This window comes from Streptomyces sp. NPDC026538 (genome assembly GCF_055567535.1).
The window spans coordinates 1-15,192 of sequence record NZ_JBVHQG010000009.1 but is presented as its reverse complement, the minus strand read 5'-3'; the positions used below and the strand labels follow the sequence as shown (position 1 = coordinate 15,192).

Sequence of the window (15,192 nt, the reverse complement as noted above, 5' to 3'; positions counted from 1 at the left end):
AGGTAGCGTCCGCTCCATGGACAGCGGTACGGGCAGCGGATTCGACACCCAGGGCGGGATCACCGTGCAGCGGGCGCTGGAGCTGCCCGGGCTGCGCAGCGGGCTCCCGGAGATCCTGGCGGGCGCAGACCGGCTGGGCCGGACCGTGCGGTGGGTGCACGCCGGCGAGGTGCCGAACATCGCCTCGCTGCTGAAGGGCGGCGAGCTGCTGCTCACCACCGGCTACGGGCTGGGCACCCGGCCGGGCGACCAGCGGGCGTTCGTGCGCACGCTCGCCGATCGGGGCATCGCCGCCCTGGTGGTGGAGCTGGGCCCGCGTTTCTCCCGGCTGCCCGCCACCCTCGTCGACACCGCCCGGGCGACCGGACTGCCGCTGGTCGCGCTGCACCGCGAGGTGCCCTTCGTGACGGTGACGGAGGAGATCCACACCGAGATCGTCAACCACCACTACACGCTCCTCCAGCGCGCCGAGGAGGTGCACCGCCGCTGCACCGAGGCCCTGCTGGGCGGCGGCGGGGTCCCTCAGGTCCTGGCGATCCTCGCCGACTTCTGCGGCAACCCGGTCTTCCTGGAGACCACCGACGGCCAGCTGCTGTACGCCGCCGGACCGGGGCCCGAGGGTGCGGATCCGCTCCAGGTGTGGGAGGGGCTGCGCGGCCAGCACAAGCACGCGCCGCCGCCGACCGGGGCCGTCCTGGTGGACGTGCCGGGCGGCGGCCCGGGGACCGGCTCGGTGCGCGCCCGGCTGGTGCTGCTGCCGGTACGCGGGCCGCTCACCTCCGTGCACCGCATGGCCGCCGAGCGGGCCGCCGGCATCCTGGCCGTCGTCCTGATGCAGGCCCGTCAGGAGGAGGAGCTGGCGGCCCGCGGCCGCGGCGACTTCCTGACCGATCTCGCCGAGGGCCGCATCACCGCGGCGGACGCCCCGGCCCAGGCCCGCGTCCTCGGCTTCAAGCCCGGCAACAGCCCGCTGCTGCCGGTGGTCATGCGGGTCGGCGACTCGCTGTCCCCGGGCGGGGGCTGGGCGGTACTGGCCCGGGCGGTCGGCGAGGAGCTGGCGGCCGTGGGCGCGCCCGTGCTCCTTGGGGTACGGCCGGTGGAGGGCCGGGTGCCGCTCCTGCTGGGCCTGCGCTCGGAGGCGGAGCGGGCGACGGTCGCGGACCGGGTCGCGGCGGCGCTGCGGGCGGGCGTGGAGCGCGCCGGGATGCAGCGTCCCGGGTCCGCTCCCCCGGTCGTGGTGGTCGGGGCGGCCGGCGGCTGGGCGGCCGCCTCGGCGGGTCTGCGGCACGCGGCCGAGACGGCGACGGCGGCCCAGGGCCTGTCCGACCGCCCCTGGTACGACGCCCGCCGCCTCGACATCGACCTCCTGCTGTGGCGGCTGCGCGACCACCCCGACCTGGCGGCCTTCGTCGACCGGGCGATCGGCCCGCTCCGGGACCACGACAACCGCTCCAGGCCGCCCCTGCTGCCCACCCTGGAGACCTACCTGGCGCATGCCGGCCGCAAGGCGGAGACGGCCCGTGAACTCCACCTCAACCGGCAGACCCTCTACAACCGGCTCGCCCGGATCGGCGAGTTGCTGGGCACCGACCTCGACGACCCCCAGGTGGTACTGGCGTTGAGCCTCGCCCTGCGGGCCCGCCGGCACGCCCCCTAGCCGCTAGAGCGGCCGGGGCTGGGTCAACTCGTCGTACACGCTGAGCACTTGGGTGACCGTCTCGTCCTCCGTCGGCCAGCTCGCCGCCTGCCGGGTGCCCTTCTCGCGCAGCTCCTCGCAGCGCTCCGGGTCGCCGAGCAGTCGTAGGACGGTGTCGGCGAGGGCGGCAGCGTTGCCGTAGGGCACGAGTTCGGCCGCGTCGCCGACCAGGTCGGGGATACCGCCGACAGCGGTCGCGACGAGGGGCACGCGCGCGTGCAGGGCCTCCTGGGCCAGCACCGAACGCGACTCCCAACTGCTGGGCAGCAGCGCCAGATCCGCGGCGGCGAGCAGTTCGCTGACGTCGTCGCGGCGGCCGATGAGCCGGGCGGGCAGCTGCTCGTCCTCGATCCGCCGCTGCAGCACCGCACGCAGCGGCCCCTCCCCCGCGATGACGAGCAGGGGTACCGGATCGAGCCGGCACCAGGCACGTGCCGCGTCCAGCAGGACGTCATAGCCGCGGTGCCGGTCGAGGGAGCCGACGGCGATGAGCAACGGCCGTCCCATGGCGCCGAGTTCGGCCCGCACCTTGGGCCGCAGCCGGTCCGCCTCCTCCTCCACGGGCCGCCGCAGACCGGGCAGCGTCACGGCGGCGAGCCGCGCGTCCCGGGCGCCGGTACGGCGGGCGCGGTCCACCAGGTCGGAGGTCGTGCCCAGCACCACGGCGGCCGTGCGCACCACCCGTCGCTCCAGCATCCGCAGCAGATGCGCCCGGGCGCCCTCGGCCTCCGCCCGGTTGTGCCAGGTGACGATGAGCGGGGTACTGCGGCCGCTGAGCGCCAGCACGGCACGGAAGGAGGCGTGCAGACCGTGCGCGTGCACCAGGTCGGCATCGGTACAGGCGGCACGCAGCGCGGCCACCGACCCCGGGTCACTGCTGCGCGGTACGTGAACGTGGTCGGCGCCGACGCCCGAGAAGTCGTAGGCGCGGTCGGCCTCGACGGGGGCGCACACCGTGACCCGCACGCCCCGTGCGACAAGACCGGCGGCGAGCGAACGCACGTGCGCACTGCTGCCGGCGTTGCCACCGCCCAGCACCTGCACGGTGCGCAGCGGCGACTGACCGTGCGATGCGTTGCTGCTCACGGGGCTCACGCAGCCGGGCTCCTGTGTTCGGCGTCGGGGCGTCACGAGGGTACGTAGAGAAGGTATCTGCCGAGGGGGGCACTGCGGGGCTCCGAGGAGGGGCATACCGGGGCGGGCCGGGGCACGCGCCGGAGTGTGTCACCCGTGAGAGTGACAGTACGGCAAGCCGAGGGGGCGCGGGCGCGCGGAGGGGTGGGCGCGTTGTCGCGCCCACCCGGCGGAGCCCTCGCCCACCGGCGAGCCCCCCGCGACCGGGAAGGGGCTCGTCAGGCGTCCGCTCTCGCGGTGGCGAGCAGTTCCTCCGCGTGGGCCCGTGCCGTCTCCGAGTCCTCCTGTCCGGCCAGCATCCGGGACAGCTCCCGGACCCGCTCCTCGCCCTCCAGGACCTTCACGCCCGAGCGCGTGACCGACCCGTCGTTCGTCTTCTCGACCAGCAACTGCCGGTCGGCGAAGGCGGCGACCTGCGGGAGGTGCGTGACCACGACCACCTGCGCCGACTTGGCGAGCTTCGCCAGCCGACGGCCGATCTCGACTGCGGCCTTGCCGCCGACGCCCGCGTCGACCTCGTCGAAGAGGTAGGTCGGGACCGGGTCGGTGCCCGCGAAGACGACCTCCACGGCGAGCATCACCCGGGACAGCTCACCGCCGGAGGCGCCCTTGGCGATCGGCCGGGGCGGGGCGCCGGGGTGCGGGGCGAGGAGCAGTTCGACCTCGTCGGCGCCCGAGGGACCGTACGCGACCGTGCGCCCGCCGACCTCCACGCCTTCCGGGTCCTCGGTCTGGCGGATGTCGAAGGACACGCGCGCGTGCGGCATCGCGAGCGAGCCCAGCTCGGCGGTGACGGCGGCCGCGAAGCGCGCGGCGGCCTCGGTACGCGCGTCGGTCAACGCCTGCGCGAGCCCGCTCAGTTCCGCACGAAGGGCATCGCGTTCGGCGGTCAGCTCGTCGATCCGCTCGTCGTCGCCGTCGAGTTCGGTCAGCCGCGCGGCGCCCCGTTCGGCCCAGGCCAGCACCGCGTCGATGCCGTCGCCGTACTCGCCGTACTTGCGGGTGAGCGCGGTGAGCGCGGCGCGCCGCTCCTCCACGGCCGCGAGCCGCAGCGGGTCGGCGTCGAGGTCGTCGGCGTATCCGGCCAGCTCGCCCGCCACGTCCCCCAGCAGGATCCCGACCTCGCCGATCCGGTCGGCGAGCGCGGCCAGCGCCGGGTCGTGCGACCGTACGGCCTCCAGGGCTCGGTGGGCGCCCGCCACGAGGGTGGTCGCGTCTATGCCCTCGGGGTCCTCGGGGTTGCCCGCGAGCGCGGAGTGCGCGGCGGTCGCGGCCGACGACAGCGCCTCGGCGTGCCCGAGCCGCTCGGCCTCCTCGGCGAGCTCGACGTCCTCGCCGGCCCGCGGCTCCACGCCGGCGATCTCGTCGAGGCCGAAGCGCAGCATGTCGGCTTCCTGGGCCCGCTCACGCGCCCGGGTGACGATCTCCTCCAGCTCCACCGCCACGGCCCGCAGCCGCCGGTAGGCCTCGCCGTACTTGGCGAGCGGCACGGTGACCCCGTCGCCCGCGTACCGGTCCAGGGCCTGCCGCTGCCGGGACAGCTTCAGCAGGCCCTGCTGGTCTGTCTGGCCGTGCACGGCCACCAGGTCGTCGGCGAGTTCCGCGAGCAGCCCCACGGGCACGCTCCGCCCGCCGAGGTGCGCCCGGGAGCGGCCCTCGGCGGAAACGGTACGGCTGATCAGCAGCGCCCCGTCGTCCAGCTCGGCGCCTGCCTCCTCGGCCCGTACGACCGCGGAGGTGCCAGGTGGCACGGTGAGCCGTCCCTCGACGACCGCCTTCTCGGAGCCGATCCGCACGAGCGCGGGATCGGCCCGCCCACCGAGCAGCAGCCCCAGGCTGGTGACCACCATGGTCTTGCCCGCACCGGTCTCACCGGTGACGGCGGTGAACCCCGGCGACAACTCGACGACAGCGTCGTCGATGACCCCGAGCGACCGTATCCGCATTTCTTCCAGCACGGAGAAGACCTTACGAGGTCCGGCCGACGAAGTGCGAGGCCCCCTGTCACCCGGGCGAGTGGAGAAGCCAAGGGGCGCGGCAGCCAGTCACGCGGGCGAGCGGAGAAACCAAGGGGCGCGGCAGCCAGTCACGCGGGCGAGCGGAGAAACCAAGGGGCGCGGGGAACTGCGCGAGCGACCACGAACCACCCGCAGCCGCCGACGCTCCCCGGCCGCCCCCCCACGAACCGCTACTGCGGCGCCCCCCGCCATCCGGAGACCGGCAACGCGAACTTCGCCACCAGCCGGTCCGTGAACGACGCGTGGTGCAGCCGGGCCAGCCGCACCGGCACCGCGCCCCGGCGCACCTCGACCCGCGCCCCCGGCGGCAGCTCGACAGTCCGCCGTCCGTCGCACCACAGCACGCCCGGCTGGATGTGCGGCAGCACCTCCACCGCCAGCACCGAGTCCGGCGAGGTCACCAGCGGCTTGGCGAACAGCGCATGCGCGGAGATCGGCACCATCAGCAGCGCCTCCACCTCAGGCCACACCACCGGCCCGCCCGCGGAGAACGCGTACGCCGTGGACCCGGTAGGCGTCGACAGCACGATCCCGTCGCACCCGAACCCCGTCACCGGCCGCCCGTCGATCTCCAGCACCACTTCGAGCAGCTTCTCAGCGCCCGCCTTCTGCACGGCCGCCTCGTTCAGCGCCCAGTCGGTGTGCACGATGTCCCCGTTGCGGTGCACGACGACGTCGACGGTCATCCGCTCCTCGACCTCGTACGCCCTGCTCACCACCCGGTCCACGACCTTGTCGAGGTCGTCCCGCTCGGCCTCCGCGAGGAAGCCGACGCTGCCGAGGTTGACGCCGAGCATCGGCACCCCGGAGGCGCGTGCGAACTCGGCGCCGCGCAGCAGCGTCCCGTCACCGCCGAGCACGATCAGCAGCTCGCAGCCGTCGAGGCTGTGCGGCGAGGCCTCCTCGACGAGTTCGACCTCCTCGGGAAGCGGCAGGTCGCGGGCCTCGAAATCCAGGACCCTCACGCCGACTCCGGCCGCCAGCAGCCCCTTCACCACAAGCTCGGCGCTGCGGATCGCCGCAGGCCGCCCGGTGTGGGCCAGCAGGAAAACAGTACGAGCTCGGTTCTGTGTCAACGCGGCCCCTCCGCCACTGCACGGTCAACGTCGGCCGGGTCCAGTCGGGGTGCCCCGGCCCGCAGCCACAGAAAGTACTCGACATTGCCGGACGGCCCGGGCAGCGGACTGGCGGTGACACCGTTCACCCCGAGTCCCAGCTCCCACGCCCGCTCGGCGACCCCCCGCACGGCCTCCGCCCGCAGCTGCGGACTCCGTACGACTCCCCCGCTGCCCAGCCGTTCCTTGCCCACCTCGAACTGCGGCTTGACCATCATCACCAGGTCGGCGTCCGGCTTCACACACCGCGCCAGGGCCGGCAGCACCAGCCCGAGCGGGATGAAGGACAGATCACCCACGACAAGATCCACAGGCTCCCCATCGATCGCTTCAAGCGTCAACTCGCGTACGTTCGTACGGTCCTTGACGGTGACGCGTTCATCGCTCTGCAGAGACCACGCGAGTTGGCCGTATCCGACGTCGACGGCGACGACATGCGCGGCGCCCGCGCGCAGCAGCACATCGGTGAAGCCTCCGGTGGACGCACCCGCGTCCAGCGCCCGCCGCCCCTCGACCACGAGCCCCTGCGGGACGAACGCCGTCAGCGCCCCCGCCAGCTTGTGACCGCCCCGGGACACGTACTCGGGGTCGCTGTCGTCGGACTGCACCACGATGGCCGCGGCGGTCTCCACCTGGGTGGCCGGCTTGGTCGCGAGGGTCTTGCCGACGGTGACCCGCCCGGCGGCGATCAGCTGGCTGGCGTGCTCGCGCGAGCGCGCCAGCTTCCGGCGGACCAGCTCCGCGTCCAGACGGCGGCGTGCGACTCCTGCCACGTTCGGTTCAGCTCCTGCTCTGGTGGTACGACGGTGTGGGCGCCCGGTCGCCGTACGGCGGTGCGGGCGCCGGAGGCCCGGGGCGGGCGTCGAGCGCGGTGAGCGCGTCGCGCAGCCCCCGGTGTACATCCTCGTACACCTCCAGATGCCCGTCCGTGGCGAGGTGGTCGGCGTCGCCCAGCCGGTCGAGCTGGGCGTCGACCTCGGCGTTGCCGGTGGGGGTGCGGGGGACGTTCAGCGGGGCCGGGGCGGCGGGGTCGTACTCGGGCTCGGCCGGTACCGCTTCCGCCGCCTCCGCCACCCGGCCCTCGGGCACAGAGTCGGTCATGCCCCGACGCTACCCCGAACCGCTGGGGTACCGTCGATCGCGATGGCCACGATCGAGGAGTGCCGCGCCGCACTCGACAAGCTCTCCCACACCATGGGCGGCGCCGAGGGCGATGTTCGCGCGGCCGCCGCCATGGACCGAACCGTCAGCTGCCACATCACCGACCTGGACGTCACCTTCGCGGGCCGGCTCACCGGCGGCCGAATCGAGGTGGAGGAGACGTTTCCCGGGCCGCCGCGGGAGAAGGCGCAGATCGGGCTGGCCATGGCCGGCGACGACCTGGTGGCCCTGGTCGACGGCGAGCTGAACTTCGCCGGGGCCTGGGGCTCGGGCCGGGTGAAACTGGACGCGAACCTGCTGGACCTGTTCCGGCTCAGGAAGCTGCTGTGAGCCGTGCCTTCCGGGCGGCCGGCACCACCAGCGGGGTGCCCGTCTCCGGGTCGTCGATGATCTGACAGCGCAACCCGAAGACGTCCTCGACCAGCTTCGCGGTGACGATGTCGTTCGGGGCGCCCTCGGCGATCACCTCGCCGTCGCGCAGCGCGATGAGATGGGTGGCGTACCGGGCCGCGTGGTTGAGGTCGTGCAGCACGGCGACCAGCGTCCTGCCCTGCTCCTCGTGCAGCTCGGCGCAGAGGTCGAGGACGTCGATCTGGTGCTGGATGTCCAGGTAGGTGGTCGGCTCGTCGAGGAGCAGCAGCGGGGTCTGCTGGGCGAGCGCCATGGCGATCCACACACGCTGCCGCTGACCGCCGGACAGCTCGTCGACGTACCGGTCGGCGAGTTCGGCGACACCCGTCCGGGCCATCGACTCCTGGACGACCCGCTCGTCCTCGGCGGACCACTGGCGCAGCAGTCCCTGGTGCGGGTAGCGGCCGCGGCCGACCAGGTCGCCGACGGTGATGCCGTCGGGCGCGATGGACGACTGGGGCAGCAGGCCGAGCGTGCGGGCGACCTTCTTCGCCGGCATCGACTGGATGACCTGCCCGTCGAGCAGGACCCGGCCCTGGCTGGGCCTGAGCATCCGGGACAGCGCGCGCAGAAGCGTCGACTTGCCGCAGGCGTTGGGGCCGACGATCACCGTGAAGGAGTTGTCGGGGATCTCCACCGACAACTGCTCGGCGATGACGCGCTGGTCGTAGGCGAGGGTGACGTTCTCGGCGGACAGGCGGTTCACAGCGTTCCTCTTCTTGTTCTTGCTCTCCGACTCGGGGTTCGTGCTCTTCTCCGGCCCGCCGCGCGTGCTCATATCCGGCCCGCCCTGCGTTCGGTGACGAGGAGCCACAGCAGGTAGACCCCGCCGAGGACGCCGGTGACCACGCCCACGGGCAGCTGGTCGGCGCCGAAGGCGCGCTGGGAGGCCCAGTCGGCGGTGACCAGCAGGGTGGCGCCCATGCAGAGCGAGGGCAGCAGGTTGGGGCCGGGCGAGCGGGTGAGACGGCGGGCGAGCTGCGGGGAGGTGAGCGCCACGAAACTGACCGGGCCCGCGGCGGCGGTTGCGGCCGCGGTCAGCAGCACGGCCGACACCATCAGCAGCAGCCGTACCCGCTCCACGCGCACGCCGAGGGCGTTGGACACGTCGTCGCCCATCTCCATCATCCGCAGGCCGCGCGCGTTGGCGAGAGCCAGTGGGACGAGGACGGCACACAGCGCGAGCAGCGGCCAGACCTGGCTCCAGTCCCGGCCGTTGAGGGAACCGGTCATCCAGACGACCGCCCGGGTCGCGTCGACGAAGTCGGCCTTGGTGAGCAGATAGCCGTTGACCGCGGTGACGACCGCCGAGACGCCGATACCGACCAGGACCAGCCGGTAGCCGTGCACGCCCTGCTTCCAGGCGAGCAGGTAGATGGCGAGGCCGGTCAGCAGACCGCCGACCAGGGCGCCGACCGTGACCTGGGCCGCTCCCCCGGACGTCAGCACGATGACGACGAGCGCGCCGGACGTCGAACCCTGAGAGAGGCCGAGGACGTCCGGACTGCCGAGCGGGTTGCGGGAGATCGACTGGAACAGGGCGCCGCCGAGGCCGAGCGAGGCGCCGACCAGGAGACCGACCAGAACGCGCGGCAGCCGCAGTTCGTTGACGATGAAGTCCTGGCCCGCGGTGCCGTTGCCGGCCAGCGTCCTCACCACGTCGCCGAAGGAGATCGGGAAGTCGCCGGTGCCGATCAGCACGACACTCGCGGCACACGCGGCCAGCAGCAACGCGCTCACGACGACCAGCGCGCGCAGCTCCGTCCGCAGGGAGAGCCCGCCAGGGGTGCGTAGGGTACGCGTGTTCCTCACAGCTGGGCCGTCCTCCGCCGTCGTACGAGAAGAATGAAAACCGGCCCGCCGATGATCGCGGTGACGATGCCGACCTGGAGCTCCGAGGGGCGGGCGACGATCCGGCCGACGACATCGGCGCCGAGCAGCAGCACGGGCGACAGGATCGTCGCGTACGGCAGGATCCAGCGCAGGTCGGGGCCGGTGAAGGAGCGCACGACGTGCGGCACCATCAGGCCGACGAAGGCGATCGGTCCGCAGGCCGCGGTGGCCGCGCCGCACAGGACGACGGCCGCGAGCATGGCGAGGGCCCGGGTGCGGCCCAGGTTCGCGCCGAGGGCACGGGCGGTGTCGTCGCCCATCGCCACCGCGTTCAGCGGCCGGGCGAGGCCCAGGGCGAGCAGGGTGCCGGCCACGAGGAACGGCAGTACCTGCATGATCGTCGAGTTGTTCGCGGAGGCCAGCGAACCGACCGTCCAGAACCGCCACTTGTTGAGCGCCGCGCCGTCCGTGATCATCACGGCCTGGAGGTAGCCGTAGAGCGCGGCGCTGATCGCCGTGCCGGCCAACGCCAGCCGGACCGGGGTGGCGCCCCGGCTGCCGCCCAGGAACCACACCAGGGCGCCCACCGCGGCCGCCCCGAAGAAGGCGAACCACACATAGCCGTCGAGGGTGGTGACGCCGAAGTAGGTGATGGCGGTGACGACCGCGGCCGACGCGCCCGCGTTGATGCCGAGGAGTCCGGGGTCGGCGAGCGGGTTGCGGGTGAGTGCCTGGAGCACCGCCCCGGACAGGCCGAGGGCGGCACCGGCCAGCAGACCGAGCACGGTCCGGGACAGCCGCTCGTCGACGACCACGTCCCCGTACGTCCCCGTGTTGTGGAACAGGCCGTGCCAGACCTGGTCCAGCGGCAGCTCTTTCGCTCCGATCGCGATGCTCGACAGGGCGACGAGCATCAGGACCGCGACGGAGACGAGGAGCCCAAGGGTTCGTATCGCCCGGCGGGTTGGGGGCGCGGGGGCGGTCTCCGCGCGCTGTTCGAGAGGACTGTCGACCAACACCTGGTTAGGTTAGCCTACCCTCCCCACGACTTTCGATGCCCGGTCCCGTGAGCAGCGTGGACTCAGAGCCCGAGCCGGGCCAGCGCCTTGCCTCCGTCCAGCTCGCAGGAGCCCTCCCCGGCCGCCGTCCAGGCCGCGGCGCACAGGGCTCGCAGGCCGTCGAGGGCTTCGCCGTCCCCCTCCAGCTCCAGGCCGTTCGCCGCCGCCGTCGCCGTCCAGCCACCGCACCGGAAGCCGTCGCCGTCCGCCGTGACCTCCGGCTGCCCGGTGAGCAGCCCCCGCAGATCGGCGTCGACGTAGGTCGGCCGGTGCTGCGGCGGCGCGGCGAGCAGTTGCCGCCCGTCGGTGACGCCGGTCAGGACGAGCAGCGAGTCGACCTCGCCGTTGAACGCGCCCTCGATGTCGGTGTCCAGCCGGTCCCCGACCACCAACGGCCGCTTCGCACCCGTCCGCAGGACCGTCTCCCGGTGCATCGGCGGCAGCGGCTTGCCGGCCACCTGCGGCTCGGCACCGGTCGCGATCCGGACAACCTCCACCGCCGCGCCGTTGCCCGGGGCGATCCCGCGCCCGCTGGGAATCGTCAGATCGGTGTTGGACGCGAACCACGGCACCCCGCGCGCGACGGCGTACGACGCCTCGGCGAACCGTCCCCACGGCAGATCGAGACCGCCGAACCCCTGCACCACCGCCGCCGGATCGTCGTCCGCCGACTCCACCGGCTCGAGCCCCCGCTCCCGGAGCGCGACCCGCAGTCCCTCGCCGCCGATCACCAGCACCCGCGCGCCTGCCGGCACCTGCTCGCTGATCAGCCGCGCGACCGCCTGCGCCGAGGTGATGACGTCATCGGCGCCGGTCGGGATCCCCAACTCGGTGAGATGCCCCGCCACCGTGTCCGGCGTCCGCAGCGCGTTGTTGGTGACGTACGCCAGATGCATCCCGCCCGCGCGGGCCGCCGCCAGCGACTCCACTGCGTGCGCGATCGCGCTGCCGCCCGCGTACACCACGCCGTCCAGATCCAGCAGCGCCGTGTCATACGCCGTGCTCAGAGCCTGTCCGCTGCCCTCGGGACCCGTCCTGACACCCTGGCTCATTCCCCATCGCTCCTCGTCACTCTTCGTTGCCCCGCCTTTCCCCATCGATCATCCCGCACGCCACTGACACACGTACGATGCCGGGATGAACACTGCAGGTCACTCGGAAGCAACGGAGCGCCGAGGCCTGGAACTCAACCCGTTCCGAGGCCTTCGCTACGACCCCGACCGGGTCGGCAGCCTCGCCGCCGTCACTTCCCCGCCGTACGACGTCGTCGTACGTCCCGACGGCGTACACCACCTCCAGTCCGCCGACCCGTACAACATCGTCCGCCTGATCCTTCCCCAGGCCGGTACCCCCAGCGCCGGCACCGAACAGGCGGCCGACACCCTGCACCGCTGGCAGGCCGAGGGTGTCCTCACCATGGACCCCGAACCCGGCCTGTACGTCTACGAGCAGCACGACGGCGACGGCATGCTGCAGCGCGGCGTCATCGGCGCCCTGCGGGTCTCGGAACCGTCGGAGGGCGTGGTGCTGCCGCACGAGGAGGTCATGCCCCCGGTGGTCGCCGACCGCGCGGCCCTGATGCGCGCGACCTCCGCGAACCTCGAACCCCTTCTCCTGACCTACCGGGGCAACGGCGCGGCCGCCGAAGTCGTCGAAGCGGCGGCCGACCGCCCCCCGCTCCTGGCCACCACCACGGAGGACGGCTTCCACCACCGCCTCTGGTCGATCACCGATCCGGCCGAGGTGGCACGCGTCCAGTCCGACCTGGCCCACCACCAGGCCCTGATCGCCGACGGCCATCACCGCTGGGCCACCTACCTACGTCTACGCGCGGAGCACGCCTCTCCCAGCCCCTGGGACTACGGCCTGGTGCTCCTGGTCGACACCGCCCGCTACCCGCTGCGCGTCCGCGCCATCCACCGCCTGCTGCACGGCCTGCCGGTGGCGGACGCCCTGGCGGCCGTGCGGGACCATTTCCGGGTACGACGGCTCGACGTCCCCCTGCCGCAGGCCCAGGAGGCGCTCGCGGACGCGGCCTGCGTCGGCAACGCGTTCCTGCTGGCCGGTGACGGTACCTTCCACCTCATCGACCGCCCGGACCCGGATCTCCTGGCCCGCACGATCCCCGCCGACCGCCCGGCCGCGTGGCGCACGCTCGACGCCACCGTCCTGCACGCCACGCTCCTCGACCACGTCTGGCGCATCCCCGAGGACTCGAACGCGCACATCGCGTACATCCACGACACGGCGGCGACGGTCGCCAAGGCCGAACGGGCCGGCAGCACGGCCGTCCTCCTGCACCCGGTCCGCGAGGAGGTCGTCCGCGACCTGGCCCGCCAAGGCGTGACGATGCCCCGCAAGTCGACGTCCTTCGGCCCGAAGCCGGCGTCGGGGCTGGTGCTGCGGGCGCTCGACGTCTGAGAGCGACGACGACAACGAGAGAGGGCAGGCTCCGGTCGGAGCCTGCCCTCTGTCGAACGCGCTGATCAGTCCTTGTCGGCCTCGGACTCAGACACGGGCTCGGACTCCGCCTTGGGCTCGGTGGCAGACTCAGACACGGGCTCGGACTCCGCCTTGGGGGCGGTGGCAGACTCGGGCTCGGTCTCGGGCTCGGTCGCGGTCTCGACGAGGGTCTCCTCGGACTCGTCCGCGTCTTCGTCCGGGCCCTCGTCTTCGTCCAGGTCCTCGTCCGCGTCCGCGTCCGTCTCCGCGTCCTCGTCGTTCAGGGCGTCGACGAACTCGACCCCGTCCAGCTCGGCCAGCCGGTCGGAGGCGTCCGTGCTACCGTCCCGGTCGGCCTCGACGGCCTTGCCGAACCACTCCCGCGCCTCGTCCACACGCCCGGCCTCGAGCAGGGCGTCGGCGTAGGCGTACCGCAGCCGTGCGGTCCACGGCTGCACGGAGTTGGACGCCAGCTCGGGGCTCTGCAGCGTCACGATGGCCGCGTCCAGCTGCCCCATGTCACGCCGGGCGCCGGCGGCGACGAGCCGCATCTCGACCTGGCCGGCCTTGTCGAGCTTGTGCACCTCGGGGGCACCGGCCATGTCCAGCGCCTTCTCCGGCCGCCCGAGCCCACGCTCGCAGTCGGCCATGACCGGCCACAGGTCCACGCTGCCGGTCATCCGCCGCGCGGCCCGGAACTCTGCGAGCGCCTCGCTGTACTTCTGGTTCGCGTACGCGGCGAACCCGGCGGCCTCCCGTACGGCGGCGACACGGGACGCGAGGCGCAGCGCCACCCTGGAGTAGCCGTACGCGCCCTCGGGGTCCTCGTCGATGAGCCGTGCGACCATCACCAGGTTCTTGGCGACGTCCTCCGCGAGCGTCTTGGGCAGGCTCTGCAGCTCCTGCCGTACGTCCTTGTCGATCTCGTCGCCGGTGACGTCCTCCGGGATCGGCAGCCGCTTGATCGGCTCCCGGTCACGGTCCCGCTCGTCACGGCGTCCGTAACCACCACCGCCGCGCCGGTCGTCGCCACGCCGGTCGTCACGTCGGTCGTCCCGGCCGCGGTAACCGCCGCCGCCACGGTTGTCGTCCCGACGGAAGCCGCCCCGGTCGTCTCGGCGGTCATCACGGCGGTCGTCGCTGCGGGGGCCGCGGAAGCCACCACGGTTGTCGTCGCGCCGGTCGTCCCTGCGGTCGTCACGCCGATCGTCCCGGCCCCGGTAGCCACCACCGCTCCGGTTGTCGTCCCGACGGAAGTCACTCCGCCCGCCACGGTCGTCGCGGTCGTCACGACGGAACGTCGGACGGTCGCCACGGTCGTCACGACGGAACGCCGGGCGGTCACCACCACGGTCATCACGGCGGAAGCCGCCCCGGTCGCCCCGGTCGTCACCACGGAACGTCGGACGGTCGCCACGGTCGTCACGACGGAACGCCGGGCGGTCACCACCACGGTCATCACGACGGAAGCCGCCCCGGTCGCCACGGTCGTCCCGCTGGAACGCCGGGCGGGAACCGCGGTTGTCGTCCCGACGGCCGTAGCCACCACCACGGTTGTCACCACCACGGTGGTCATCACGCCGGTTGTCGTCACGGCGGTCGTAACCGCCACCACCGCGGTTGTCGTCTCGACGGCCGCCGTAGCCACCGCCGCCACCACGATTGTCATCGCGCCGGTCGTCCCGGCCGCGGTAGCCGCCGCCACGGTTGTCGTCCCGACGGAAGCCGCCCCGGTCGCCACGGTCGTCCCGCTGGAACGCCGGGCGGGAACCGCGGTTGTCGTCCCGACGGCCGTAGCCACCACCACGGTTGTCACCACCACGGTGGTCATCACGCCGGTTGTCGTCACGGCGATTGTCGTCACGACGACCGTAGCCACCGCCACCGCTGCCGCCGCGGTCGTCGCCACGACGGTCGTCCCGACGGCCGTATCCACCACCGCGGTTGTCGTCGCGGCGACCGTAGCCACCGCCGCCGCTGCCGCCGCGATTGTCGTCGCGACGGCCGTAACCGCCGCGGTCTCCGCGGTCGTTGCCGCGGTCGTTGCGGTCTCCGCGGTATCCGCCACGGTCACCGCGGTCACCACTGTCCCGTCGCCGCTGGTCGCGCTCCGGTCGCTCGTCGGGAGAGTTGGTGGACATGGTGACTCCTGTCTTCGGTACCACAAGCATTGTAAAAACAAAAGGACCCCTGGTCCCAGCTGAACGCTGGTGACCAGGGGTCCTCAAAGATTGTTCGGCGGTGTCCTACTCTCCCACAGGGTCCCCCCTGCAGTACCATCGGCGCTGTAAGGCTTAGCTTCCGGGTTCGGAATGTAACCGGGC

14 protein-coding genes and 1 rRNA gene are annotated in these 15,192 nt (G+C 73.0%); 3 read left to right on the top strand and 12 right to left on the bottom strand.

Annotation, left to right across the window (positions count from 1 at the left end):
* Positions 1–16 precede the first annotated feature (16 nt).
* Positions 17–1,657 carry a PucR family transcriptional regulator gene (locus tag ACZ4N4_RS31545; RefSeq protein WP_453574773.1) on the top strand — a complete coding sequence of 547 codons (1,641 nt, stop codon included), beginning with the start codon at positions 17–19 and terminating at the stop codon, positions 1,655–1,657.
* A 3-nt stretch (positions 1,658–1,660) separates the two neighbouring features.
* Here ACZ4N4_RS31545 and ACZ4N4_RS31540 read toward each other — a convergent pair whose 3' ends face one another.
* From ACZ4N4_RS31540 to ACZ4N4_RS31520, 5 genes are all read right to left on the bottom strand, one after another.
* Positions 1,661–2,791 carry a glycosyltransferase family 4 protein gene (locus ACZ4N4_RS31540; protein ID WP_467595187.1) on the bottom strand — a complete coding sequence of 377 codons (1,131 nt, stop codon included), beginning with the start codon at positions 2,789–2,791 and terminating at the stop codon, positions 1,661–1,663.
* Positions 2,792–3,048: 257 nt separating this feature from the next.
* Positions 3,049–4,776 (bottom strand): DNA repair protein RecN, encoded by a 1,728-nt coding sequence (gene recN, locus ACZ4N4_RS31535; RefSeq protein ID WP_453575031.1) that lies wholly within the window; start codon positions 4,774–4,776, stop codon positions 3,049–3,051.
* 242 nt (positions 4,777–5,018) lie between these two features.
* Positions 5,019–5,924 carry an NAD kinase gene (locus ACZ4N4_RS31530; protein ID WP_384489717.1) on the bottom strand — a complete coding sequence of 302 codons (906 nt, stop codon included), beginning with the start codon at positions 5,922–5,924 and terminating at the stop codon, positions 5,019–5,021.
* Positions 5,921–6,736 (bottom strand): TlyA family RNA methyltransferase, encoded by an 816-nt coding sequence (locus ACZ4N4_RS31525; RefSeq protein WP_467595184.1) that lies wholly within the window; start codon positions 6,734–6,736, stop codon positions 5,921–5,923. Before ACZ4N4_RS31525 ends, ACZ4N4_RS31530 begins: the two co-directional genes overlap by 4 nt.
* A 7-nt stretch (positions 6,737–6,743) precedes the next feature.
* Positions 6,744–7,064 carry a hypothetical protein gene (locus tag ACZ4N4_RS31520; RefSeq protein WP_453574769.1) on the bottom strand — a complete coding sequence of 107 codons (321 nt, stop codon included), beginning with the start codon at positions 7,062–7,064 and terminating at the stop codon, positions 6,744–6,746.
* A gap of 42 nt (positions 7,065–7,106) precedes the next feature.
* Here ACZ4N4_RS31520 and ACZ4N4_RS31515 point away from each other — a divergent pair, with 42 nt between their 5' ends.
* On the top strand, positions 7,107–7,454 hold the full coding sequence (locus ACZ4N4_RS31515; protein WP_351699480.1) for a sterol-binding protein: 348 nt from the start codon (positions 7,107–7,109) through the stop codon (positions 7,452–7,454).
* Here ACZ4N4_RS31515 and ACZ4N4_RS31510 read toward each other — a convergent pair.
* The 4 genes from ACZ4N4_RS31510 to ACZ4N4_RS31495 all read right to left on the bottom strand — a co-directional run bounded on the left by ACZ4N4_RS31510 (position 7,438) and on the right by ACZ4N4_RS31495 (position 11,478).
* Positions 7,438–8,313, bottom strand: coding sequence for an ABC transporter ATP-binding protein (locus ACZ4N4_RS31510; RefSeq protein ID WP_467595181.1), 876 nt, complete (start codon positions 8,311–8,313; stop codon positions 7,438–7,440). The two genes, ACZ4N4_RS31515 and ACZ4N4_RS31510, sit on opposite strands and share 17 nt — an antisense overlap.
* Positions 8,310–9,347, bottom strand: a complete 1,038-nt coding sequence (locus ACZ4N4_RS31505) for a FecCD family ABC transporter permease (protein WP_467595178.1) — start codon at positions 9,345–9,347, stop codon at positions 8,310–8,312. Before ACZ4N4_RS31505 ends, ACZ4N4_RS31510 begins: the two co-directional genes overlap by 4 nt.
* Positions 9,344–10,387: a FecCD family ABC transporter permease gene (locus ACZ4N4_RS31500; RefSeq protein ID WP_467595176.1), complete on the bottom strand. Its 1,044-nt coding sequence runs from the start codon at positions 10,385–10,387 to the stop codon at positions 9,344–9,346. The genes ACZ4N4_RS31505 and ACZ4N4_RS31500 overlap by 4 nt, the downstream gene beginning before the upstream one ends.
* Before the next feature lie 62 nt (positions 10,388–10,449).
* On the bottom strand, positions 10,450–11,478 hold the full coding sequence (locus ACZ4N4_RS31495; protein ID WP_467595174.1) for an HAD hydrolase-like protein: 1,029 nt from the start codon (positions 11,476–11,478) through the stop codon (positions 10,450–10,452).
* Positions 11,479–11,563: 85 nt separating this feature from the next.
* On the opposite strand from ACZ4N4_RS31495, the gene ACZ4N4_RS31490 reads away from it, so the two are divergent.
* Complete coding sequence (locus ACZ4N4_RS31490; RefSeq protein WP_467595172.1) at positions 11,564–12,847, top strand: DUF1015 family protein; 1,284 nt, start codon at positions 11,564–11,566, stop codon at positions 12,845–12,847.
* A gap of 65 nt (positions 12,848–12,912) precedes the next feature.
* Here the strand turns inward: ACZ4N4_RS31490 and ACZ4N4_RS31485 are convergent, their stop codons facing one another.
* The 3 genes from ACZ4N4_RS31485 to rrf form a co-directional block, all read right to left on the bottom strand.
* A complete protein-coding gene (locus tag ACZ4N4_RS31485; RefSeq protein ID WP_467595803.1) occupies positions 12,913–13,833 on the bottom strand; it encodes a tetratricopeptide repeat protein in 921 nt (306 codons plus the stop codon).
* Positions 13,716–14,942 carry a hypothetical protein gene (locus ACZ4N4_RS31480; RefSeq protein WP_467595800.1) on the bottom strand — a complete coding sequence of 409 codons (1,227 nt, stop codon included), beginning with the start codon at positions 14,940–14,942 and terminating at the stop codon, positions 13,716–13,718. Before ACZ4N4_RS31480 ends, ACZ4N4_RS31485 begins: the two co-directional genes overlap by 118 nt.
* 159 nt (positions 14,943–15,101) lie before the next feature.
* Positions 15,102–15,192: ribosomal RNA gene (rrf, locus tag ACZ4N4_RS31475) — 5S ribosomal RNA — on the bottom strand; the annotation flags it as partial.

Excerpts from the sequence above, each read along its gene's own strand:
- ACZ4N4_RS31545 (WP_453574773.1), top strand. The coding sequence starts at position 17 with ATGGACAGCGGTACGGGCAGCGGATTCGACACCCAGGGCGGGATCACC.
- recN (WP_453575031.1), bottom strand. The coding sequence starts at position 4,776 with ATGCGGATACGGTCGCTCGGGGTCATCGACGACGCTGTCGTCGAGTTG.
- ACZ4N4_RS31520 (WP_453574769.1), bottom strand. The coding sequence starts at position 7,064 with ATGACCGACTCTGTGCCCGAGGGCCGGGTGGCGGAGGCGGCGGAAGCG.
- ACZ4N4_RS31515 (WP_351699480.1), top strand. The coding sequence starts at position 7,107 with ATGGCCACGATCGAGGAGTGCCGCGCCGCACTCGACAAGCTCTCCCAC.
- ACZ4N4_RS31510 (WP_467595181.1), bottom strand. The coding sequence starts at position 8,313 with ATGAGCACGCGCGGCGGGCCGGAGAAGAGCACGAACCCCGAGTCGGAG.
- ACZ4N4_RS31495 (WP_467595174.1), bottom strand. The coding sequence starts at position 11,478 with ATGAGCCAGGGTGTCAGGACGGGTCCCGAGGGCAGCGGACAGGCTCTG.
- ACZ4N4_RS31490 (WP_467595172.1), top strand. The coding sequence starts at position 11,564 with ATGAACACTGCAGGTCACTCGGAAGCAACGGAGCGCCGAGGCCTGGAA.